The organism is Bacillus sp. 41-22 (assembly GCF_025809295.1).
Classification (GTDB): Bacteria; Bacillota; Bacilli; order Bacillales; family Bacillaceae_G; genus Bacillus_A; species Bacillus_A mycoides.
The window spans coordinates 57,835-80,000 of sequence record NZ_CP084035.1 but is presented as its reverse complement, the minus strand read 5'-3'; the positions used below and the strand labels follow the sequence as shown (position 1 = coordinate 80,000).

General features: G+C 36.9%; 23 protein-coding genes and 2 tRNA genes (1 of these 25 running past the window's edge). All 25 read right to left on the bottom strand.

Going from position 1 to position 22,166, the window contains the following annotated elements; translation table 11 throughout:
* Positions 1-854, bottom strand: partial view of a tRNA dihydrouridine synthase DusB gene (gene dusB, locus LCF45_RS00425; RefSeq protein ID WP_002009708.1) — the 5' portion only. It extends 145 nt beyond the left edge of the window; 854 of the gene's 999 nt are visible here — the first part of the coding sequence; its start codon is at positions 852-854; its stop codon lies beyond the left edge, outside the window.
* Positions 855-877: 23 nt separating this feature from the next.
* Entirely contained in the window at positions 878-1,081 is a 204-nt protein-coding gene (locus LCF45_RS00420; RefSeq protein ID WP_002009706.1) for a helix-turn-helix domain-containing protein, read from the bottom strand.
* A complete protein-coding gene (gene folK / locus LCF45_RS00415; RefSeq protein ID WP_002130229.1) occupies positions 1,033-1,548 on the bottom strand; it encodes a 2-amino-4-hydroxy-6-hydroxymethyldihydropteridine diphosphokinase in 516 nt (171 codons plus the stop codon). Before folK ends, LCF45_RS00420 begins: the two co-directional genes overlap by 49 nt.
* Positions 1,545-1,907, bottom strand: coding sequence for a dihydroneopterin aldolase (gene folB, locus LCF45_RS00410; RefSeq protein ID WP_002130228.1), 363 nt, complete (start codon positions 1,905-1,907; stop codon positions 1,545-1,547). Before folB ends, folK begins: the two co-directional genes overlap by 4 nt.
* Entirely contained in the window at positions 1,908-2,768 is an 861-nt protein-coding gene (gene folP, locus LCF45_RS00405; RefSeq protein WP_002130227.1) for a dihydropteroate synthase, read from the bottom strand. It lies immediately after the preceding gene.
* A complete protein-coding gene (pabC, locus tag LCF45_RS00400; RefSeq protein ID WP_002130226.1) occupies positions 2,743-3,615 on the bottom strand; it encodes an aminodeoxychorismate lyase in 873 nt (290 codons plus the stop codon). Before pabC ends, folP begins: the two co-directional genes overlap by 26 nt.
* Entirely contained in the window at positions 3,609-4,196 is a 588-nt protein-coding gene (gene pabA / locus LCF45_RS00395) for an aminodeoxychorismate/anthranilate synthase component II (protein WP_002130225.1), read from the bottom strand. The genes pabC and pabA overlap by 7 nt, the downstream gene beginning before the upstream one ends.
* A gap of 5 nt (positions 4,197-4,201) precedes the next feature.
* Positions 4,202-5,599 (bottom strand): anthranilate synthase component I, encoded by a 1,398-nt coding sequence (gene trpE / locus LCF45_RS00390; RefSeq protein ID WP_002130223.1) that lies wholly within the window; start codon positions 5,597-5,599, stop codon positions 4,202-4,204.
* A 223-nt stretch (positions 5,600-5,822) separates the two neighbouring features.
* Positions 5,823-6,746 carry a cysteine synthase A gene (cysK, locus tag LCF45_RS00385; RefSeq protein ID WP_002130221.1) on the bottom strand — a complete coding sequence of 308 codons (924 nt, stop codon included), beginning with the start codon at positions 6,744-6,746 and terminating at the stop codon, positions 5,823-5,825.
* A gap of 117 nt (positions 6,747-6,863) precedes the next feature.
* On the bottom strand, positions 6,864-7,742 hold the full coding sequence (gene hslO, locus LCF45_RS00380; protein WP_263894408.1) for a redox-regulated molecular chaperone HslO: 879 nt from the start codon (positions 7,740-7,742) through the stop codon (positions 6,864-6,866).
* A gap of 6 nt (positions 7,743-7,748) precedes the next feature.
* Positions 7,749-8,537, bottom strand: coding sequence for a type III pantothenate kinase (locus LCF45_RS00375; protein WP_002009692.1), 789 nt, complete (start codon positions 8,535-8,537; stop codon positions 7,749-7,751).
* 221 nt (positions 8,538-8,758) lie between these two features.
* Entirely contained in the window at positions 8,759-10,660 is a 1,902-nt protein-coding gene (gene ftsH / locus LCF45_RS00370) for an ATP-dependent zinc metalloprotease FtsH (protein WP_002091565.1), read from the bottom strand.
* Between the two features lie 85 nt (positions 10,661-10,745).
* Complete coding sequence (gene hpt / locus LCF45_RS00365) at positions 10,746-11,288, bottom strand: hypoxanthine phosphoribosyltransferase (RefSeq protein WP_002124550.1); 543 nt, start codon at positions 11,286-11,288, stop codon at positions 10,746-10,748.
* On the bottom strand, positions 11,285-12,715 hold the full coding sequence (gene tilS / locus LCF45_RS00360; RefSeq protein ID WP_002107305.1) for a tRNA lysidine(34) synthetase TilS: 1,431 nt from the start codon (positions 12,713-12,715) through the stop codon (positions 11,285-11,287). The genes hpt and tilS overlap by 4 nt, the downstream gene beginning before the upstream one ends.
* 203 nt (positions 12,716-12,918) lie before the next feature.
* Positions 12,919-15,390, bottom strand: coding sequence for a stage II sporulation protein E (spoIIE, locus tag LCF45_RS00355; RefSeq protein WP_002091571.1), 2,472 nt, complete (start codon positions 15,388-15,390; stop codon positions 12,919-12,921).
* 261 nt (positions 15,391-15,651) lie between these two features.
* Positions 15,652-15,723: transfer RNA gene (locus tag LCF45_RS00350), tRNA-Glu, on the bottom strand.
* Positions 15,724-15,736: 13 nt separating this feature from the next.
* Positions 15,737-15,810 (bottom strand) — tRNA-Met (locus LCF45_RS00345).
* A gap of 159 nt (positions 15,811-15,969) precedes the next feature.
* Positions 15,970-16,455 (bottom strand): S1 domain-containing RNA-binding protein, encoded by a 486-nt coding sequence (locus LCF45_RS00340; RefSeq protein ID WP_002009683.1) that lies wholly within the window; start codon positions 16,453-16,455, stop codon positions 15,970-15,972.
* Positions 16,456-16,542: 87 nt separating this feature from the next.
* A complete protein-coding gene (gene divIC / locus LCF45_RS00335) occupies positions 16,543-16,902 on the bottom strand; it encodes a cell division protein DivIC (RefSeq protein ID WP_002091572.1) in 360 nt (119 codons plus the stop codon).
* Positions 16,899-17,552: a spore cortex biosynthesis protein YabQ gene (yabQ, locus tag LCF45_RS00330; protein ID WP_002091573.1), complete on the bottom strand. Its 654-nt coding sequence runs from the start codon at positions 17,550-17,552 to the stop codon at positions 16,899-16,901. Before yabQ ends, divIC begins: the two co-directional genes overlap by 4 nt.
* Positions 17,549-17,836, bottom strand: a complete 288-nt coding sequence (gene yabP / locus LCF45_RS00325; RefSeq protein ID WP_003186823.1) for a sporulation protein YabP — start codon at positions 17,834-17,836, stop codon at positions 17,549-17,551. The genes yabQ and yabP overlap by 4 nt, the downstream gene beginning before the upstream one ends.
* Positions 17,837-17,915: 79 nt before the next feature.
* Complete coding sequence (locus LCF45_RS00320) at positions 17,916-18,191, bottom strand: RNA-binding S4 domain-containing protein (protein ID WP_002009677.1); 276 nt, start codon at positions 18,189-18,191, stop codon at positions 17,916-17,918.
* A 14-nt stretch (positions 18,192-18,205) separates the two neighbouring features.
* Entirely contained in the window at positions 18,206-19,666 is a 1,461-nt protein-coding gene (gene mazG / locus LCF45_RS00315; protein ID WP_002009675.1) for a bifunctional methyltransferase/pyrophosphohydrolase YabN, read from the bottom strand.
* Positions 19,667-19,678: 12 nt separating this feature from the next.
* Positions 19,679-21,280 carry a putative polysaccharide biosynthesis protein gene (locus LCF45_RS00310; RefSeq protein WP_002130218.1) on the bottom strand — a complete coding sequence of 534 codons (1,602 nt, stop codon included), beginning with the start codon at positions 21,278-21,280 and terminating at the stop codon, positions 19,679-19,681.
* A gap of 231 nt (positions 21,281-21,511) precedes the next feature.
* Positions 21,512-22,048 (bottom strand): stage V sporulation protein T, encoded by a 537-nt coding sequence (gene spoVT, locus LCF45_RS00305; protein WP_002009670.1) that lies wholly within the window; start codon positions 22,046-22,048, stop codon positions 21,512-21,514.
* Positions 22,049-22,166: the final 118 nt, after the last annotated feature.

Below are 22,166 nucleotides of genomic sequence, written 5' to 3'. Positions count from 1 at the left end.
GCATGCTTTCTCATCTCTCTTACGGCAACATTTTCGTTCTTTAAATCGATAAGACGATCTAGATGCAACATACATACATCAATTTTCTCACGCACTGTTGGTTCCGGCATTAACTCACCTGTCTCTAAATACTTTACCGTACGATAAATCATCCACGGATCTCCAAGAGCAGCGCGACCAATCATAACACCATCTACACCAATTTCATCAAGCATACGCTTTGCATCTTGTGGTGTTTCGACATCACCATTTCCGATAACCGGAATATTTACAGCCTGCTTTACTTGTTTAATAATATTCCAATCCGCTTTACCTTCATACATTTGCACTCGTGTACGCCCATGAACCGCTATCGCTTGTCCACCAGCACGCTCAACAGCTCTAGCATTTTCTATTGCGAAAATATGTTCTTCATCCCAACCAATACGCATTTTAACTGTAACTGGCTTTTCAACAGCATCTACAACCGCCGCTACCATCTCATATATTTTATTTGGGTCTAAAAGCCACTTTGCTCCTGCATCACACTTAGTGATTTTCGGTACTGGGCACCCCATATTAATATCAATAATGTCTGCTGTCGTATATTTATCTACGTATTTCGCAGCATCTACAAGAGTTTCTTTCTCTCCACCAAAAATTTGTAAACTTAATGGCTTTTCTCTCTCATCGATATATAACATATCTAATGTTCTTTTGTTATTAAGTAATATTGCCTTATCACTTACCATTTCAGCACAAACTAAACCTGCACCAAATTCTTTTACCGTCAAACGGAATGCAGAGTTACACACTCCCGCCATCGGTGCTAGTACAACTGGATTTTTCATCTCAATATTTGCAATCTTTAACACCCGACTTACTCCTTCCTTTACGGTCACTTTGGCATCAATTCGTCTATTGAAACGTTTAATGTTTTAGCGACTTCTACTACAAAATCTTGGGAAGGTGATCTATTGCCCCTCTCAACTTCACCTAAAACCGATACAGATACCCCTAATTCTTTCGCAAAACCTTCTTGCGTATAGCCTTTTAGCTTTCGAAAAGCACGAATGCGTCTTCCCCATTTTTCTGCTTCCATACCGTTACTCCCTCTCGCCTTTTCATTTCTTCTACTTGTGAACGTGAAATATTTTGTTTTATATCTTGATTAATCTCTAACAACGGAACGATAACAAAAGCTCTTTCGAACATCCGCGGATGCGGAACAATCAGATTCTCTGCTTCAATATTTTCTTGATTATATAGTAAAATGTCAAGGTCGATGGTCCTCGGGCCCCATCTAATTTCCCTTTTTCTTCCTAGGTCATTCTCTACCTTTTGTGTTACTTTCAATAATTCTTGCGGTGATAAATTGGTAGAAATTTTTATAACTAAATTTAAAAAGCAATTTTGGTCAGTATAGCCAACCGGATCAGTTTCATATACAGACGAAACATCATCAACTTGGATATGCTGGTTTTTATTTAAAAACTGAATTGCTTCAGTTAAATAAGTATAACGCTCCCCAATATTGGAACCTAATGCAATGTACGCTATATTATTCATGGACGTTCTCTCGTAATTTCTACCGCTACAGCACGATAATGTCCCGGTATCGGCGGATCCGGTTTAATTACCTTAATTGTACACTGTGAAATACTCTCATATTGTTTCAATATATCTGTAGCGATATTTTCAGCAATACTCTCTACAAGCTTATACGTTCTATCTTCAACCACTTTTCTACATAGTTCGAAAAGCTCCCCGTAATTGACAGAATACTCTAAGTCGTCGCTTTCTCCTGCACGTTTTAAATCCAACTCCACCGTTAAATCCACTTTAAATCTCTGACCCAATTTATTTTCTTCTGGGAATACACCATGATAACCGTAAAACTCCATATCATGGATATAAATTTTATCCAATTACTTTGCCCCCTTACCAATCATCGCGTCCATCATCTTAGCCATACGCGCCATTTCTTTCACATCATGAACACGGATAAACTCACAGCCCTTTTCAATACCAAGACAAACGGTAGCTCCCGTTCCTTCAAGACGTTCCTCCACTGGCAAATCTAACACATGGCCAATAAAGGACTTTCTTGAAGTACCTAAGAGAACTGGGTAACCCAGTACATTTAACTGTTCTAAATTGCGCATCGCTTCTAAATTTTGCTCAGGTGTTTTCGCAAAACCGATACCTGGGTCTAAAATAATATTCTCATCTCGCACACCAGCATCTTTAGCAATTTTAATACTTTCATACAAATCAGCAATCATATCGGCCATTAAATTGCGGTAATTCATATTATCTCGGTTATGCATTAAGATAATGGGCACATCATAATAGGCTGCAACTTCAGCAATCCTCGGTTCCACCTTCGCTCCCCAAATATCATTAATAATATGAGCACCAGCTTCAATCGCTTGTTTCGCAACCTCAGCTTTATACGTATCAATAGAAATAGGTAGCTTTACTTCTTTTGACACTGCCTGAATCATTGGAACAACTCGCTTTATTTCCTCTTCTACTGAAACTTTAGCGAAACCCGGGCGGGTAGATTCGCCGCCAATATCAATAATATGGGCACCTTCACTTTTCATTTCTTTCGCATGTCGCACCGCAGCATCTACTTCGTTGTAACTCCCACCATCAGAAAATGAATCTGGCGTTACATTTAAAATCCCCATAATTAATGTCTTTTCATTTAAGTTCAATGTATATTCGCCGCAGCGCAAATCATAATCCCACTTCAAACTACACATCTCCTCTTCGCAATTCATTTCTGCTCCACAATCTCTCTCTCTGCACTCCATAAAGATCCATAAGTCTTTTTGTAACCACTCCCACTTTACCCGGGAAATCTTTCTCCTCTATACGATAAAGAGGGACAATCTCTTGAATAGAGTTCGTTACGAACACTTCATCCGCTGAAAGCAATTCATCTTTTGTAAAGAAACCTTCCTTTACTTCTATATCTAGCTCTTCAGCAGCCTTTATAATAAACGCACGAGTGATTCCGTTTAAAATCCCTGTTTCTAATGAAGGAGTATATAAAATATCTCCTTTAACAAAAAAGAGATTCGAAACAATACCCTCTGCAACATAACCTGTTTCGGTAAGAAAAATACCTTCCTTATTCACAACATTTCCAATTTCGCGTTTCCCTAAAATATTATTTAAATAATGATGGGACTTCAAGCGAAATGCACCCTCTGGTGTATTTCTCACTTGCTTTAAAATAACTCCTTCTTTTTCCACTACATTCCCTGGAGATGCTAAAGGTTTTATAAAAACAATAACAGACGGTTCTTCATATACTTCCGTTTGTAATCCTATTTCATCTATACCCGCCGATACATTTAAGCGCACATATGCATGCTTTAACCCATTCTTAACAAGTAGATTCTTTAAAATAAGCATCACTTCATCTTTTGTCATTGTCCATTTGATTTGCAATATATCTAGCGCATCCATTAAGCGTTCATAATGATCATCCAATAAAAAGGGATGACCATTATAAATACGAAATGTCTCAAAAACCCCAAGTCCATATAGGTAACCGTGGTCATAAGGAGAAATTTTCGCTTCACTCGCTTCTACATACGCGCCATTTACGTAAATTAACACGATGTCACACTTGGGCTATATTTGCGAATGAAATTCTGTAGCAACTCTTTCCCATGAGAAGTCATAATAGATTCCGGATGGAATTGCACCCCTTCAATCGGCAACGTTTTATGACGAAGCGCCATAATTTCACCTTCTTCAGTCCAAGATGTTATCTCTAAACAATTCGGTAACGTCTCTTTTTTAACGATAAGAGAGTGATAACGTGTCGCGGTAAATGGATTTGGGATATCAGAAAAAATCGTCTGCCCATCATGATGCATTAAAGATGTTTTTCCATGCATCAAACGCTCTGCCCTGACAACATCCCCTCCAAATACTTGCGCAATTGATTGATGTCCAAGACAGACCCCAAAAATCGGAAGCTTACCTGCAAAATATTTAATAACCTCCATACTGATTCCCGCCTCATTAGGACTACATGGACCTGGCGAAATCATTAAAAAATCTGGTTTCATATTCTCAATATCCGAAATAGTCACTTCATCATTACGCTTAACAACAAGCTCTTGTCCAAGTTCTCCAAGAAATTGCACTAAATTAAATGTAAAAGAATCATAATTATCAATCATTAATATCATTTCTCTCACCTAACCGTTTCTTCGCTACTTTCTTTTGCACGCCATAAAGCGATTGCTTTTTTTAACGACTCTTTATATTCATCTTTTGGATTTGAATCAATTACAATACCCGCTCCAGCTTGCACATGCGCTTGTCCATCTTTAGCAAGTAGTGTTCGGATTACAATATTCAATTCCGTATCTCCAGAATAACCAATCCAACCAATTGAACCCGTATAAATTCCTCGGCGAACAGGTTCTAATTCTTCAATGATTTCCATCGTACGTATTTTCGGGGCACCGGTAATTGTCCCACCAGGAAATACAGCCTTCACCAAATCGAAAGCATCTTTATCTGCTTCCACCTCACCACGCACATTAGAAACAATATGCATAACGTGTGAGTATTTTTCAATTACCATAAATTCATCTACTTCAACAGTGCCATATTTACAAACCCGGCCCAAGTCATTTCGTTCTAAATCCACAAGCATTACATGCTCTGCTCTTTCCTTTTCATTTTCAATTAATTCTTTCGCTAATTCTTCATCCTCTTGCTCACTTGCTCCTCGAGAGCGCGTACCAGCAATCGGTCTTGTACTCACTTCTTTTCCTTGCTTTTTAATTAGCAATTCAGGCGAAGCACTAACAATTTGAAAATCTCCAAACTCCAAGTAACCCATATATGGAGATGGATTAATTTCACGAAGACTTGTATATATTTCTAGTGGATGTGTTTGTAATGTTCTTTCTTGTCTTGTCGACAAGTTTACTTGAAACACATCACCCGCTCCAATATATTCTTGAATACGTTCAACGGCCTTCATAAAGCCCTCTTCCGTAAAAGCGACTGCTTCATTTTTCTTTTCAGGAGATTCAAACGGCATAGTCACTTCGGGGGCTTCTTTCATCCAAAGACCCTTCCATTCATTTAATCGTTCTTCTGCCTCTTCACACTCATCTACATAATGCGTAATAATCCATAACACTCTCTCCTGTTGATCATACACAAACACGTCATCAAATAACAAAAAGAATATGTCAGGTATATTAATATCATCCTTCGCAAGAGAAGAAAGTTTTTCAATATAACGGATACAATCATAACTAAAGTATCCAATTGCCCCACCTTGAAAAGGTGGGTACTCCGGATTATAATCCGTTTTCCATTTCTCCATATACGCTTGCATTAAATCTAACGGATTCCCTCGCTTTATTGTTTCCTTACCACTTTCACTTATATGTAACGTCTCATTCTTACCCTGAATTACCGCTACTGGATCCAGCCCAACAATATTATAACGACCACCACGTCCACTTTCTAACAAAATATGTTGCGGCTTATCCTGAGAAAGAAATTTATATTGCTTAAAGAAATCTAACTGATATGGAATAGAAAGCGCTAAAGATTTTCTTCGTTGCATATCAACACCCCGTCTTCTGTTATCCCACCCTCTTAAGCCAATCAAATCAAACTACATAAAATTATTTATATAGAGAATGACTATACTTGAGGGCTAGTGAAAATAAATTAATTATACTACTTCTTATTTTACATGAAGTTTTCTAGTCATTCACTCTTTTCCTTTTTCCAATCAAAAAAGAAAAAGCATCCTTTTTTAAGGATGCTTTTCAAATCACATTCACTTATGACTCAAATTGATAAAGTGGTGTACTTAAATATCGTTCACCGTTACTTGGGATAATAACAAGTACCTTTTTCCCTTTACCTAATTTCTTCGCAACTTCTGTCGCTGCATAAACGACTGCTCCCGAAGAGATACCAACTAAAATACCTTCTTCTTTAGCCACTCTTCTCGCATATTCGAACGCTTGCTCCGTTTTCACTTGAATAATTTCATCATATACCTCTACATCCAATGTCTCCGGAACAAACCCCGCTCCAATTCCTTGGATCTTATGTGGTCCTGGCTTTCCACCAGATAATACTGGTGAATCCGCAGGTTCTACCGCGTAAATTTTGATATCTTTATAAGCCTCTTTCAGCACTTCACCGGCACCTGTAATTGTTCCACCTGTACCAATACCTGCGATAAAAGCATCTAATTGATCCCCCATCTGTTCAACAATTTCTGGACCTGTTGTTATACGATGGATTTCTGGATTCGCTTGATTTTGGAACTGTTGTGGTATAAAGTACCCATGTTCTTCTGCTAATTCAGTTGCCTTTCGAATTGCTCCGCCCATTCCTTCAGGTCCTGGAGTCAATACTAATTCAGCACCGTAAGCGCGTAATAAATTACGACGCTCAATACTCATTGTTTCTGGCATTACTAAAATTGCCTTATATCCTTTAGCAGCTGCTACCATCGCTAAGCCAATACCTGTGTTACCACTTGTCGGCTCAATGATTGTATCGCCCTCTTTTAATAATCCTTTATTTTCAGCATCTTCAATCATAGCTAACGCGATACGATCTTTAACACTGCTCCCCGGATTCATAAATTCTAATTTTAAATATACATCTGCGCTGTCTGATTCTACGATGCGGTTCAACTTAACGATCGGCGTTTTCCCGATTAATTCTGAAACTGATTGTGCCACTCGCATTCCTGTCACTCCTAACACCGAGTATTTTTATTGGTTTTATCTATATTTAGATTTTGTCAGAAAATTCCCTGTTTGTCAATCTATTTGGGCGGCTGATTCTCCACCTAAACTTCTTTATTACAGCTTCTCAATTAGACTTGTAATATCTTCTTTAGCGAATTTATGTCGTTCATTACAGAAGTGACAGTGAACTTCCGTCTCTTCTTCTTCTTCTGCACGAATTTGTTCTAACTCCGCTTTACCTAAACTAATTAGCACACTTTCAATACGCTCACGTGAACATGTACAATTAAATTGAACATCCATTGTTTCTAGCACTTTCACTTTATCTTCTCCAAGCACTTCATACAGTAATTCTTCTGGAGAAAGACCTTGTTCGATTAATTGTGATACTGGCGGGATTTGTTGAAGACGCTCTTCAATAAATGAAATTGTTTCTTCCTGCGCACCTGGCATAATTTGAAGAATGAATCCACCCGCCGCTAATACGCTATCATCTCCATTTACAAGAACACCAACACCTACAGAAGAAGGCGTCTGCTCAGAAACCGCGAAATAATATGTGAAATCTTCCCCTAGTTCTCCTGAAACAATGGGAGATTGACCAATAAACGGTTCACGCATACCGATATCTTTAATTACCGTTACAAATCCTTCTGTACCTACCGCTTGATATACACGTAATTTCCCTTGTTCCGTTCCTTCAAAATCAACATGCGGATTCGTTACATAACCACGTACATCCCCATTTGCATGAGCATCGACTAAGATAGGACCAATCGGGCCGTTACCCTCTACTTTAATCGTTAACTTCTGCTCGCCTTTTAACATAGCACCCATCATTGTACCCGCAGTTAAAGAACGACCAAGTGCCGCTGAAGCTGTTCTCCATGTATCATGACGCTTTTGCGCCTCACTTACTGTATTTGTTGTACGTACACTATAAGCACGAACCTCTCCATTAAACGCTAACGCTTTTACTAAATAATCTTTCATACTTATTTATTCACCCTTCTCATGTTGTAAATTTGCATTACGCTCATATAACATATACAAACCTTTTAACGTTAAAAACGGATCTACAATATCAATTACATTTGATTCTTCTGAAATTAATTTTGCTAATCCACCTGTTGCAATAACTTTCGGTTCTTGCTTAGCTTCTTCCTTCATACGCTTAACAATACCTTCCACTTGTCCAACGTATCCATAAAGAATACCTGATTGCATTGCACTTACTGTATTCTTCCCGATAACACTACCCGGTTTTGTAATTTCAATACGAGGAAGCTTTGCTGCCCTGCTATATAAAGCCTCTGCCGAAATCATAATTCCCGGCGTAATGACGCCACCCATATAATGCTTCTCTTCGTTAATATAACAATATGTAGTAGCCGTACCAAAATCAACAATAATAAGCGGACTTCCATATAAGTGGATTCCTGCTACTGCATTTACAATTCGGTCCGCGCCTACTTCACGTGGATTTTCATATTTAATATTCAAGCCAGTTTTTATCCCAGGCCCCACTACAAGCGGTTTAATTTTAAAATACTTTTCACACATACGCTCTAAAGCGAACATAATTGGCGGTACGACTGAAGACACAATAATACCTTTCACATCTTCAAAAGAAAGACCTTCATGCTCAAGTAACTGCTTTACAAGCATCCCATACTCATCTTCTGTTTTATGACGATCTGTTTCCATGCGCCAATGCTGACGAAGTTCCCCCTCTTCAAACACACCTAGTACCGCATTTGTGTTCCCTACATCCAATACAAAAATCATATTCTCACCACTTATCTTATTTAATCTATATTTGCGCAGTATGTATAAAACTTACAAAAACATCATATCACACATACTTATATAATCAGTTTTTCTATACTCATCATTGTACAAAAAGATTACTCTCTATTTCAATTTTTAATAATAGTTTCATTCAATTTTTTTTGCCACTTAAATTCATTCCACAAAAAAAGGAGTGACTATTGTCACTCCTTTTTTTCTTACTTATCTTCTGTATCTTCATCGTCTTTCTTCATATTGATGTTTACTTTCACATCATCTGAAGATGTTGGACGCTCAGGTAATCTGCCATAATCATATAAATGATTAATTTGCTCTGCATCTAATGTTTCTACTTCAAGTAACGTTTTTGCGATAATATCAAGCTTATCTCGTTTTTCAGTAAGAATTTGTTTCGCGCGAGCATAACAGTCTTTAATAATTATTTGCATTTCCACATCAATTTCATGCGCGATTGCATCACTGTAGTTTTGTTCTGAATGGAAGTCTCTTCCTAAGAATACCTGACCACCTTGTGAGCTACCAAATTGCATCGGTCCAAGCTTATCACTCATCCCGAATTCTGTAACCATACGTCTTGCAATACCAGTCGCACGTTGGAAGTCGTTGTGAGCACCTGTACTTGCTTCACCAAATACAATCTCCTCAGCTACTCGACCACCAAGTAAACCAGTGATTTTATCAAGTAACTCTGGTTTTGTCATGAAGTAACGATCTTCCTTCGGAAGCATTACCGCATATCCACCAGCTTGACCACGAGGGACAATTGTTACTTTATGAACGATATCTGCTTCATCAAGAACAACACCAATTACAGTATGGCCAGCCTCATGGAATGCAACGATATTACGTTCTTTTTCAGAGATAACGCGACTTTTCTTAGCTGGACCTGCAATAACACGATCCGTCGCTTCATCGATGTCACTCATATCAATTTTCTTCTTATCTTGACGCGCAGCTACTAAAGCAGCTTCGTTTAATAAGTTTTCAAGATCGGCACCAGAGAATCCTGGTGTACGAGTTGCAATTGCTCTTAAGTTGACATTCTCATCAAGCGGTTTATTACGAGCGTGTACCTTAAGTACAGCTTCACGACCATTTACATCTGGACGATCTACTGTAATTTGACGGTCAAAACGACCTGGACGTAATAACGCTGGATCAAGAATATCAGGACGGTTTGTCGCAGCGATGATAATAATACCTTCGTTTGCACCGAATCCATCCATTTCAACAAGCAATTGGTTCAACGTTTGTTCACGCTCATCATGACCACCGCCAAGACCCGCGCCACGTTGACGTCCTACTGCATCAATTTCATCAATGAAAATGATACAAGGAGCATTTTTCTTTGCATTTTCAAATAAATCACGTACACGGGATGCACCGACACCGACGAACATCTCTACGAAGTCAGAACCACTAATAGAGAAGAACGGAACGCCTGCTTCACCTGCAACAGCACGTGCTAGTAAAGTTTTACCTGTACCTGGAGGTCCCACTAATAGAACACCCTTCGGAATACGGGCACCAACTTCAGCGAACTTACGAGGGTCTTTCAAGAATTCAACTACCTCAACAAGTTCTTGTTTCTCTTCATCCGCTCCAGCAACATCTCTGAAACGAATTTTTTTCTTTTCATCATTGTATAGCTTCGCCTTACTTTTCCCGAAGTTCATAACACGGCTACCGCCGCCCTGAGCTTGGTTTAATAAGAAGAAGAATAAAATGAAGATAATGACAAACGGAATGATAGAAGTAAAGAACGTTACCCAAGCACTTGTTTCTTCTGCTGGTTGATACTTAACTTCAGCCCCTTGCGCTTTATCATTAATTTTCTTTTGTAATTCCTCAGTATTTGGTGCATAAGTAACAAATTGTTCTCCTTGGCTAGAAGTCTTGAATTGTCCCTTTACCTCAAACACACCATTTTTCGGTTGAAGCTGCACATTACGCACTTCACCTTTTTCAAGTTGAGTAATGAATTTATCGTAGCTAACTGATGTCGTTTTTTGCGTCGAACCATTAAAATAGCTCACGATTCCAATTACTACTAAGAATATCAGTAAATAAAAGATGGTATTACGGAAGATACGATTCATTCCTAACCTCCTCTCACGGCATAAACACTATAGTAAATCGTAACATAAAAAAAATTTCCTATACAATTGTAACGCCTATATTTAATTAATTTGAGTAAACACTTGGTTTTAATACTCCTACATAAGGAAGATTACGGTACTGCTCTTTATAATCTAATCCATATCCTACAACAAATTCATGAGGAACAGTAAATCCAACATAATCTGCTTTCAGATCAACCTTACGGCCTGTTGGCTTATCTAATAAAGTAACAATTTTTACAGATTTCGCTTTACGATATTTAAACAGATCCACTAAATAGCTTAGTGTAAGACCGCTATCAATAATATCTTCAACGATTAAAATATCGCGACCTTCTACCGAAGTATCAAGATCTTTTAAGATTTTTACTTCGCCTGTCGAAACTGTAGAGTGACCGTAGCTAGATACAGCCATAAAATCCATTTCAAGATATGTATCTGTTCTCTTTAATAAATCTGCCATAAATGGCATTGCACCCTTTAGTACACCAATCGCAAGAGGTACTGTATTTTTGTAATCCTCTGCAATAACTGCACCTAGTTCGTGCACCTTTTCTTGTATTTGTTCTTCAGAAATTAATACTTTTTCGATATCTTGATTCATCATTTCATTATCCTCCCGGAAGACTCCTTGCTTTTGTAGTGAATAATCATGTATTTACCCTTCTTTGCTAGCTCTTTCGAAGTAGCAAACGCAGATCGTTTCAACAAGGGTACCCAAATAATATTTCCACTTGCGTCACAAACGATCGGCCATTCTTCTCTTTTTTCTTTTGGTACTTTCGCTTCGATAAAAACAGCTTTTATCTTTTTTGTACCATCCATACCTTGCATTGACATGCGATCTCCATTTTCCCTAGACCGAATACGAAGTGGATACGATATATCATTATACTTAGCAACAAATACTGTTTCATTCATGTTACTCGGTATATCTTCGCTCACCTCTGTTACAAGTTTATCCCCATTCGGCAATATAATTGTCCCAGGTACTGATAAATCTTGCGAAAAAGGAGAAACAATTTCTTGTTTAAATCCAAAACCACATTCTTCGTATGTGCGAACAATTTTCAAACCACCTGGAAAATCTAGTGAACCTGAAGGTTGTGCCCGCTTAAAAAATTCAATCACCTTGTCAATATGTATAGAAGAAAGCGAAGATGGAATCTTATATTCATAAAGATAGTTTAATATTAGTTGAATCCCTCTTCTTTGTAAAGGCATAGACATGGATTCAAAGGCAGGAATTGATAAGCTAATTTGTTTATCGCTTTTTTTTGTAATTACTTTATTCATTTTCTCAAAAGCTAATTCCTGCAAATAAGCCTCATCCTCTTGCATCTGCACGCTAAATTTTTGGAATTTCTCATGCATTTGTGGATTTTCTTCTTTCAAATAAGGAAGGACATATTTACGTAATCGATTCCTTGTATATACTTCTTTTTTATTACTCGGATCTATACGCGGAATAACTTTTAATTTATTACAGTAATCAACAATTTCTTCCTTAGTTACCCCAAGTAACGGCCTAATTAAATATCCATTATGAAAAGATCGCTTCACTGCAATTCCTGCGTATCCTTTCGGAGTACTCCCTCGTACAAGGCGCATTAAAATCGTCTCTACTTGATCATCTCCATGGTGACCAAGAGCTACATATCTCGCATCATATTTCTTCATTATTCTTTCCAAAAATGCATATCTGCATTCTCTAGCTGCAACTTGTGCATTCATTCCATATTGCTGTTGATATTGCGACACATTAATCCTTAGCGTTTCACAAATAACTCCTAGCTCTTTGCAAAGACCCTGTACAAACTGTAAATCCTCATAAGATTCATTACCTCTAAACATATGGTCCACATGTGCTACTACAATTTCTAGCTGTTTTTCTGCCCTTTTTTCTAACAAATAATATAAAAGAGCCAAAGAGTCAGGACCACCAGAAACCCCTACAACAATTGTTGAATGTTTCTTTAATACATCATGCTGCTTTACAAAGTCATCTACTTTTTCAACAAATGCATCTTTCAACTTCGCAATCACCTTTCATTAAACAAGAACAACAACATTAGTTACCTTGTATATAATGGTACAACTTTTACAAACATTGTGCAAAAAAAAGATGTACAAAATCCATATTTTTATCTTACATCCCTCCTGTATATTTAACAAAGTAATAACATTACCTTTTTAATCAAAAAAACCTAGGCATCTACCTAGGTTTTTTGATTATTTTATTGCGCCTGCATTCCTACTATTGGAATCGTAGCCCACTTCGGCATATTTTTCTTTACTTTCGCCACCACAATAGTCATATCATCATTTATATAACCATCACCAGAGCGAATTACTTCTTCCATAATAATATCAGCGATTTCCTGTGGGTCCTCTGTTTGTAGTTCTTTAATTTTACGTTTTATCCATAATTCGTGATTCTCCACATGTTGCGCTCCCTCAAAGATGCCGTCACTCATCATGATAAGAAGATCACCCGTTTTTAATTGCTCACCAACCACATCAACTTCAACATCTTCAATGATTCCCATCGGCAAATTACTTGCCTCAATTTTCAAAATATTATTTCCGCGTTTAACAAAACTCGGCGTCGATCCAATCTTTAAAAACTTCGCACTCGCATCCCGCAAATCTACCATAGCCAAGTCAAGCGTTGTATACATCTCCTCTGTCGTCCTTAAAGAAAGAATCGAATTGATGGACTTAATCGCTATTTCTTCATCAATACCTGATTGAAGTATCTTTTGTAATAATTTTACCGTTTCCCTACTCTCCATATGAGCCCTTTGTCCATTTCCCATACCATCACTAATCGCAAGTGCATATTTACCAACGCTCAAATCCATCATCGCGTAGGAATCACCTGAAATAAACCCACCACCTTTTGCAGCTGTGGCCAATCCTGTATCAAGAGAATATGTCTTCGCTGAACCAAATGATATTAAACTGTGCCCATTTGGATATGAGGATTTCTCTTCATGCTTAACGACGATATTCTCTTTTAAAATATCTGAAAGCATTGGAGCAACCAACTTCTCACATTCCCCATGTTCATTAGATGCAGCCGGAATCAACATTTCAATATCAATACTTCCTCTATCTAAACAATAAATATCAACATGCTCCACTTCGACACCAAAATCACGAAACGCTTGTAAAATTTGCTCCTCCTGCGCTTGATGGTTCTCTCTTTCTCGTTGTATCTCCTTAGCGAAATCCTCCATCACTTTTGATACACCTAGTAATTGCTCCGCTACAATTCTACGATTTTCCTTCATTTGTTTTCTTAATTTCTGCCCCTCATAGAAGTGATCTAATTCACCCGCTACTAAATCCGTTACTTTCTTCCCTCTCACACAATGCTTGTCCCATTCACGAACTAACTTCCGATTATGCTGCAGCGTTCCTTCTTCTGTTTCACTCATTATTTGTTTCATATAATCGTATGTTTTATCAAAATTAACTACCCAACATTGATCCTTCTTAAAACATGTTTGACATGTTTTTGCAGTAATTGTACTTAAAAATAAATCAGCTTCTGTTTCTTTATCTTCCTCCTCCACATACCCGTATACAGAAAAGCTATTAGACAAAGCAGCAAATACATTAGCAAATTGATTGATTTTGTTTGCTGTAACATCGCGCACTCTTCTTAAATATTGTTGTTGGTCCTGTGAATGTTCCTGTGTACCCGGCATAAATTTAGCAATACGATCCATAACAAGCTTCGGTGTTAATAAGAAGAAAACAATCGCTACACCAGATTCAATTAAAGTTGTTACAATACTTGTTTGCTTGTCTACATATAATGTAATTAAGCTTGTACCAATTAATAAACCTAAACTAACTCCTATACGCTTCCCTTCTTTTAACAATCCCCCAAGCAATCCTGAAAAGGCAAGGAGACTAAGTTGAGACAAGCTCGCCACATTTGCTAAACTTAATATTAACCCAGTGACAACTCCTACCGTGGACCCTGTAGCTGCCCCTGCAATAAAGGCAAATACTAATACTAAATATCTAGTGAAAATATGTTGAATAGAAGCATCATAAACAAACCAATCCGTTGTGCCCGTTAAAACAGATGCTAGTAATATAATTAAACAAACAATTTCTTCTGTTTCTAACGCTTGTTGCTTCCCTTTCCTTTCCACTAAAAGCGGAACACTTTGTAAAAATATCATCGTTAATACGAAGCTAAGCCCCGCTTCGATCGTACTGACGAGCAGATCATACATGGTGACGGTTTGCTGTGCAAAATATACAACAACTAAATGTGCGGTTAATGCGGAGATAAATACTTGGAATGGTACAAGTCCAACAGTTTTACGTGTAAACCGACTAAAGAAGATATTATAAATAAAGAAGGTAAAGATAGATGCAAAAGTAAAAAATAAATTATCTATTGAAACTGAAAGTGCTCCCCCCATTAGGGCTAAGAACGCGAGCGGCATTTTATCTCGCTTCATAACATAAACAGCAGCAAAAAACGGCAATGCAAACGGTAAAATGTTTGTTAATATATATGCTCGTCCCAAAAGAAAACCAATAACAGCAATAATGAATCCCCATCTAAAGAAAACTTTTTCAAACTTCATTCGCAACTTACTCGTCCACTTTATTGTTCCAAGCTGACTTTCATTCATCGCCAATGCACTTGTATTCATAGTATTCCTTCCTGCTTTAGGCATATTTTTAACACCACCTGCATAGTTTAATTACTGTTATTATAAAAGATGATTATTGGTTTTTTTGTCAAAACAACAGTTTTGACTTTTATAATCGTTCGACTTTTTATTCGAAATAAATCTACATATATACATAGTATTTAATTTATTTAAAGTGAGTTGAAAGAATGTTCAGAAAATATAGGGTGATTTTGTAGAAGTATTGTACGTCTTAATTTATATTTAACAAAAAAAGACCATGCAAATTTGCATGATCTTTTTAGATGACCCGTACGGGATTCGAACCCGTGTTACCGCCGTGAAAGGGCGGTGTCTTAACCACTTGACCAACGGGCCGTTAAATTAAATATAGCGGCGGAGGGGATCGAACCCCCGACCTCACGGGTATGAACCGTACGCTCTAGCCAGCTGAGCTACACCGCCATGTCGTCGTATTTAACGGACAATTAGTATATTACATCAGATATATTTTAAAGTCAATACATCTCAAAAACTTTTTTAAAAATATATTCTCTCACATAAAAAAGTACCCGAGTAATTACTCTGGGTACCTCTCTATATGTTAAGAATTAAACGGACTTATTATCCGCGACGTGCGCCACGGCCACCACGTTTAGATTCTGTGTTACGCTTTAAAGAAGTTAAACGATCTTCACTATCTTTTAAAAAGCGTGCCATCTTTTGCTCAAATGTTTCTTTTGGAGCTCGTTCGTTACCGCCACCGCGGTTATCTCTGTTGGAAGAACGATTATTACGTTGTGGACGTCCAGAACGTTGTTGATCACCACCACGTTGGTATTCACCGCGTGGACGATCTCCTTCTGTTTTTTCACGTTCTTTCGCTTTCTTAATAGATAGGCCAATTTTGCCATCTTTTTCAACATTGATAACTTTTACTTCTACTTGGTCGCCTACTTTTAAGTGATCGTTAATATCTTTCACATAATTATCAGCAACTTCACTAATATGAACAAGACCTGTTAAGCCTTCTGGCAGCTCCACAAAAGCCCCAAAATTTGTAATACCTGTTACTTTACCCTGTAACTTGCTGCCTACCTCGATTGACATAAAAAAAATGCTCCTCCTTAGTGGTTAAAAAGTCAAATTTTACTTTATTATATATAATCCTAAAATACAGTGTCAATAAGACATACTCTACTTAGAAACAGGAAAAATTATCTCCCCTTTTCCGGAGAAGAAATAATCCCTTCTAGCAATCTTTAAAACGTACTCTTCATCATTCAACTTTTGAACTTCATCTTTTAGATTCTTTTCTTTTTTCGTTAATGAATCCAGTTCTTTTTTCATGTCCTTAACTTTTGCTTCTTTTGCTTTAATGGAACTGTTTTGTTGATAAAACGTCACACTAATACTAGCAATAATTGTAAAAGCAAAGACAAGAAAAACCGCTAAACGGCGATAAAGTCGCTTCCTGTTCTCATCCGTTTGTATTATATGTTCTTTAACAGGATTTGGACTCTGTTTGTCGATTGTTCTTTGTCTTAGTTCCCTCATTTCCGAGGTCCCCCTAACTTCTTTTTTATACGCACCCATAATTGGAAGATATGTCCCTTCAATTTTGCTACATATTGCAGGAACCCTACATGCTTCATTATAAAAAGTTTAACACGATTAGGGAGAAGTTTCCATATGAGCGAAGCAATAAACCGAACAGGCGAGAAAAAAACTTTCCATATGAAAAGTAATATCCAAATCACCATTTTCCATAACACATGTCCAATTGAAAGCAGTATACGAAATAAGAATAATATAAATGCAATAAATAGCTGTGCTATAATAATAACAGGTTTTATCATGAGTAGCTGTATAATTCGAACAAAAAATTGTGTTGTTTGTACAAAAATATAGATGAGAAAATTTAACATCTTCATGTATAGTGCTTTCAATAAGCTTTGATATGCTGCAAAACCACATAGTAACGCCAAAAATACATATATACGTAGTTCGGCTTCATTTACACGCAGTAATACATAAAAAACGAATAATGCTTGGACAATCCAAAATAGTATATCATGTATAAATACAAGCCAACGTTTACGCTCTTGGCGCTTTAAAAACCGTTGGTATGTATCTAAAGAAGCACCAATCCAAGCACCCATTCCAATCATCGAAAGCATTGTATACAACTGAATTGTTAGGCTCATTTAAATAGCTTACTAAAGAAGCCTTTAGTTTTCTCCCCTTGGTTCTCATCAATATACAGCATTTCATGAACTTTCCCTTTAATTGATACAATACCCTTTTCTACATCTAAATTCTTCATTTGCAAATTTTGACCACGAATTGTTAAAAAACCCATTACAGTCTCGAGTAAAAACTCTTCGCTATCAAAACTCTCTACCTGCTTTACACCGGTAATATCAATTACACGCCTGCCACGCATAATAATATCATGCTCTACCGAAACATTTTGTTGATTAGAAGACATAGGTGAGTAACCATTATTCACGAAAATCCCCCCATAGCTTTATACTAGCTAATAGTAATGTATGAAGGGCTAACCTATTTTAGAACAAGCCTTCTTCCGCTTTCACCTTTTCCTCACGAACGAGACTATACATGTTTGCTGCATCTTCTTTTTTAGTTGTTTCTTTCAATTCATTTACTTTCACAGTTACTATTTTTTGCCCGAAACGAATTGTTAATTCATCCTCTACCTTCACATCTGAACTCGCTTTTGCCACTTGGCCATTAATCGAAATTCTTCCTTGGTCAGACACTTCTTTTGCTAATGTTCTTCTTTTAATTAAACGTGATACTTTCAAAAATTTATCTAGACGCATATCAAATCCCCCTATTAACGCTCTGTTTGTTTTGCCTCTTCCCATAAAATATCTAACTGTTCTAATGATAAATCTTGCATTTCCTTATTCATTTCAGCTACTTTTGCTTCCATGTATAAAAAGCGATCCATAAATTTCTCATTAGTTGAACGTAGCGCTTCTTCTGGATCTAATTTATAATGACGAGCTATATTCACAAATGCAAATAGTAAATCACCAAATTCACCTAGCATCTTTTTCTCATCCATGTTTACAACTTCTTGTTGGAATTCTTGCCATTCTTCTAAGGCCTTCTCTATCATCGGCTGCACATCAACCCAATCAAATCCAACCTTTCCAGCTTTCTTCTGAATTTCATAAGCACGCATTAGTTGTGGCAAGCTTTTTGGAATACCCGCTAAAACAGATTCTTTCACGAATCCCTTTTCTTGTTTTTTAATTTCTTCCCAATTTGCAATCACTTCATCAGCATTATTTACATCCGTATCCCCAAACACATGCGGATGACGACGAACCATTTTCTCAGCTAAAGTCCGAATAATATCATCTATAGAGAACCAACCTTCATCCTCTCCAATTTGGGCATGAAGCATAACTTGTAATAATATATCACCTAGTTCTTCTACTAAATGATCATCATCCTCTTCATCAATTGCTTCTAGCACTTCATACGCTTCTTCAATTAAGTATTTCTTTAAGGATTGATGAGTTTGCTTTTTATCCCATGGGCAACCATTCGGTCCACGAAGATCAGCAATAATTGCTCTAAGCACATCAAATTGCTGATATAAGGACGCACGTTCCTTAACTGGCGGTACATACACACTCGTTAAATTATTTAATTCTGTTTCGTGATCTAACATGTATAACGATACCTTTTTCACTTGCTCGAATGAAGTCCCTGCAGCTGTTACGATATACACTTCGTAATCATCTGGCAAAATCTCCATTAACGTTAGCTTCACATCTGAAGCAACGAATGCATCATACACCTGGCAAAAGATTAAATGTTGACGTAATTCTAATTGTCCTCTTTCAAATGATGTAGCATCAATTAATTGGAACCCTTCAATCGGATCAATTTTTAGACTTGCGAACATCGGATCAAGGAAACTTTGTCCACCTTCAATTCGCACTTCAATATTTGCTGCTTCTCCTTTTTCCAAAAGTAGCTGAACTGTTCTTTCTGCTACAAGCGGATGACCTGGAACAGCATAAATAATTTCTGCGCCTTTAGCTTGTTCTAGCAATGTATTCGCAATTGTTTCATATACGATTTCAAATGTATCATGTGCCTCATATACATTATCAAAGGCCGTATACTTTATAGCTTCTTTCTCCAATTCTTCTATAACTGGGTGCTCCTTCGTTCTAACAAACATATGGTCTGCTTCTTTTATCTTTCGATATACACCCATTGTTAACTGATCTAACTCACCAGCACCTAATCCTAAAATAGTAATGATTCCACTCACAACCAGTCACCTCTATCCACTCTTCTTCAATGAACCTTCTTTTTTCTCTTGTTTCATAACGTTTCCTAATTCTTCTTTTGTAAATACACGTAATTTTAAAATTAAAAACATATATGCTAATCCACCGATAGCTACACCTAACAGCGCTTCAAGCGTCGCAATTCCTCTATGTCCTGTATCAATTACTAATCCGGACATTCGTAACATACGCATAAAGATTATTAATACAAACCCCATACCGATACCACTAATAGCTACACCTAACATATTCCGCCTATCAATAAGCGGCTCCGATACAGCTCGCATAAGTAACACACTATTTAGCAAGGCAATTACAATAAGCGCAACTAAAGTTGCAATTGCAGCTCCCTTTACACCAAAATACGGCATTAATATATAGTTTAAAACTAACTTCAAACAACCTCCAAATACAACGAATATTGCTGGTTTTAATGTTTGTCCCACTCCTTGCAAAATGGAAGCAGTTGTAATTGACAATGAACTAAATAAAATAGATAAAGATAAAATCGATAACACATCTGATCCATCACTATTTTCAAACAACATAATATTTGTAGGTTGAATAATACAAGTTAATCCAATAGCAGCTGCAGATCCAATAACAAATGTTATTTTCATTGCTAACTTTACCTTTTCTTGAATAAATGAAAGATCTCCTCTTTCTTTCGCCGCTGTAATAATAGGAATAAGTGACAATGAGAAAGAAGTTGTCACAACAGTACCTAATTGCATAAGCGGGATACTTCTATCATAAACACCTTTTAGTACCTTTGCATTTTCAACTTGCTCTCCCGCACGAATAAGCAAAGTATACAAGGAAATAGAATCCGCCATTTGTATAAAAATAAGGACTAAATTACTAACACAAATCGCTAATCCCTGCCAAAAAAGGATTCGAACAATCCCTTTTTTATTTCTAATTCCCTTCCATCTTTTGAAGAAAATAGCATGGAAATCATGACGCATATAAAGTAAAAGTACGATAATCCCAATAAGCCCGCCTGCAATTGAACCTAGCATGGCACCCGCACCAACTGTATATAAATCAAATCCATGAGCAATAAGGAATAGTGATAAAAATACAATAATAGAAACACGAATCGTTTGTTCAATTACTTGCGAAACAGCCGTCGGCATCATATTATTGAAACCTTGAAAATATCCTCTCGCTACAGATAAAAATGGCATTAGTAGGAATGAAAACGAAATAACACGTAATAATTTATCTAAATGTATATCGCCCATAGCCGATGCAATTGTTTCGGCCCCAAAGAATAATGTGAAAAATCCTATAAATCCAATTCCTAATAAAAACCAAAAAGATACACAAATAATTTCTTCTGCTTCTTTTTGTTTTCCTCGTTCTAATCTTTCTGCGACCATTTTTGAAATAATAATGGGAAACCCATAAGTAGCTAAAATCAAACAAAATCCATAAAACGGATAAATTTGTTGGTAAATATAAAAACCAACATCACCCGCTATATTTTGATATGGAATACGGTAAAAAGCGCTTAATACCTTCGTAACAAAACTTGCGATTGTTAATATAATAGCCCCACGCCAAAAGGCTTGGTACTTCTTCGCTTCCATACAAGAAAACTCCTTTTTCTATTCTCACCCCTCGTATTATATCACAAAGAAAAACTGGCTCTCCTTCATATTCCTTACATTCACTGACTTCTTTCAACAGCAAAAATATTCAATGAAAAAAGGTAGCAAAGCGCTACCTTCGTTCAATATACTTATATCTCCAAATAGTTAATTTCTCAAATAGAAATATCATAATTAGGAAAGATTGCTACTTATAGAAATTACACTTCGCTACTGCTCCATTTGTTTCGCTAAAAAGCTTGCAGCTGTATTTACTGATTTATGCTCTACTTCACTTATAATAGCCTCTTTAGAGAAGATAACGACAGCTCCGATTGGATCTCCATTTGCAATAATCGAGCCAATTGTATAAGAGCTCACTTTTTCTGTTACTCCATCAATAATTGAAATTTCGCTTTCATCTGTCATAATTACAGACTTACGCTCTTCCATTGTCTTCTCAATTAAATCGCCAACACTTTTATTTAAGTATTCTTTTTTAGATGCGCCTGCTACTGCGATAATAGAATCACGATCGCATACAAGCACATTATGTCCTAAGCTATCGTATAAAGCTTCCGTATATTCCTTTGCAAAATTACCTAGTTCACTAATTGGAGAATATTTTTTCAAAATCACTTCTCCATCGCGATCAACAAATATTTCTAGTGGATCTCCCTCACGAATACGTAAAGTTCTACGAATTTCCTTCGGAATTACTACCCTGCCTAAATCATCAATTCGACGTACGATTCCAGTTGCTTTCATTCTAATGCTGCCTCACTTTCTACTGATGATCAAAGTGGTGAATTTACCTGTTCATGTAAAAATCACCAACTATTAAACATAGTATTTTACACATTAGTTCTTCTATGCACGTCGAATT

What these genes read in the sequence shown, in the direction of transcription:
- cysK (WP_002130221.1), bottom strand. Translation starts at nt 6,746, where the DNA reads ATGCGAGTGGCACAATCAGTTTCAGAATTAATCGGGAAAACGCCGATC.
- pabA (WP_002130225.1), bottom strand. Translation starts at nt 4,196, where the DNA reads ATGATATTAATGATTGATAATTATGATTCTTTTACATTTAATTTAGTG.
- hpt (WP_002124550.1), bottom strand. Translation starts at nt 11,288, where the DNA reads ATGATGAATCAAGATATCGAAAAAGTATTAATTTCTGAAGAACAAATA.
- yabQ (WP_002091573.1), bottom strand. Translation starts at nt 17,552, where the DNA reads ATGAGCCTAACAATTCAGTTGTATACAATGCTTTCGATGATTGGAATG.
- folP (WP_002130227.1), bottom strand. Translation starts at nt 2,768, where the DNA reads ATGAATTGCGAAGAGGAGATGTGTAGTTTGAAGTGGGATTATGATTTG.
- spoIIE (WP_002091571.1), bottom strand. Translation starts at nt 15,390, where the DNA reads ATGCCTAAAGCAGGAAGGAATACTATGAATACAAGTGCATTGGCGATG.
- spoVT (WP_002009670.1), bottom strand. Translation starts at nt 22,048, where the DNA reads ATGAAAGCAACTGGAATCGTACGTCGAATTGATGATTTAGGCAGGGTA.
- LCF45_RS00375 (WP_002009692.1), bottom strand. Translation starts at nt 8,537, where the DNA reads ATGATTTTTGTATTGGATGTAGGGAACACAAATGCGGTACTAGGTGTG.
- ftsH (WP_002091565.1), bottom strand. Translation starts at nt 10,660, where the DNA reads ATGAATCGTATCTTCCGTAATACCATCTTTTATTTACTGATATTCTTA.
- hslO (WP_263894408.1), bottom strand. Translation starts at nt 7,742, where the DNA reads ATGAAAGATTATTTAGTAAAAGCGTTAGCGTTTAATGGAGAGGTTCGT.
- LCF45_RS00420 (WP_002009706.1), bottom strand. Translation starts at nt 1,081, where the DNA reads ATGGAAGCAGAAAAATGGGGAAGACGCATTCGTGCTTTTCGAAAGCTA.
- yabP (WP_003186823.1), bottom strand. Translation starts at nt 17,836, where the DNA reads ATGTCTTCTAATCAACAAAATGTTTCGGTAGAGCATGATATTATTATG.
- LCF45_RS00320 (WP_002009677.1), bottom strand. Translation starts at nt 18,191, where the DNA reads ATGCGTCTAGATAAATTTTTGAAAGTATCACGTTTAATTAAAAGAAGA.
- divIC (WP_002091572.1), bottom strand. Translation starts at nt 16,902, where the DNA reads ATGAGGGAACTAAGACAAAGAACAATCGACAAACAGAGTCCAAATCCT.
- LCF45_RS00310 (WP_002130218.1), bottom strand. Translation starts at nt 21,280, where the DNA reads ATGGAAGCGAAGAAGTACCAAGCCTTTTGGCGTGGGGCTATTATATTA.
- folK (WP_002130229.1), bottom strand. Translation starts at nt 1,548, where the DNA reads ATGAATAATATAGCGTACATTGCATTAGGTTCCAATATTGGGGAGCGT.
- LCF45_RS00340 (WP_002009683.1), bottom strand. Translation starts at nt 16,455, where the DNA reads ATGTCAATCGAGGTAGGCAGCAAGTTACAGGGTAAAGTAACAGGTATT.
- trpE (WP_002130223.1), bottom strand. Translation starts at nt 5,599, where the DNA reads ATGCAACGAAGAAAATCTTTAGCGCTTTCTATTCCATATCAGTTAGAT.